This is a genomic window from Vibrio sp. 378 (genome assembly GCF_033339435.1).
The window spans coordinates 1-572 of the sequence record NZ_JAWOUO010000921.1 but is presented as its reverse complement, the minus strand read 5'-3'; the positions used below and the strand labels follow the sequence as shown (position 1 = coordinate 572).

Sequence of the window (572 nt, the reverse complement as noted above, 5' to 3'; positions counted from 1 at the left end):
CTTCGAACAAGGGCATGAAAAGCTAGCAGCAGCAGGTTACGTTCAGTACGAAATCTCTGGCTACAGCAAACCGGGCTATCAGTGTCAGCACAACCTGAATTACTGGCGCTTTGGTGATTACCTCGGCATCGGCTGTGGCTCACACGGCAAATTGAGTTTCGCTGATGGCCGCATCATTCGTACCACGAAAGTGAAGCATCCTCGTGGCTACTTGGCAGCTTATCAAAATATGGTAAAACCGTATTTGCATACCGAGCAGCTCGTTGCCGATGAAGGCCGCCCATTTGAGTTCTTCATGAACCGCTTCCGCTTGATGGAAGCGTGTCCGAAGCAAGATTATGTGGATACCACGGGCTTACCGCTCAGTACCATTCAAGACACCATTTATTGGGCGTTAGAGATGGGCTATTTGAGTGAAACGGAGACGCACTGGCAGATCACCGAGAAAGGAAAGCTGTTCCTCAACGACTTACTAGAAGCCTTTATGGCAGAAGAAGACGAAGAGTAAACCACGCGAACGACAAAAAGCCTCTCAGACGAGAGGCTTTTTGTATAGAAACAGTTAACACTAA

Annotated in this window: 1 pseudogene; it reads left to right on the top strand. The window is 48.4% G+C overall.

Going from position 1 to position 572, the window contains the following annotated elements:
* Window positions 1-508, top strand: a pseudogene (locus R7Q48_RS29615) (YggW family oxidoreductase); the annotation flags it as partial.
* Window positions 509-572: the final 64 nt, after the last annotated feature.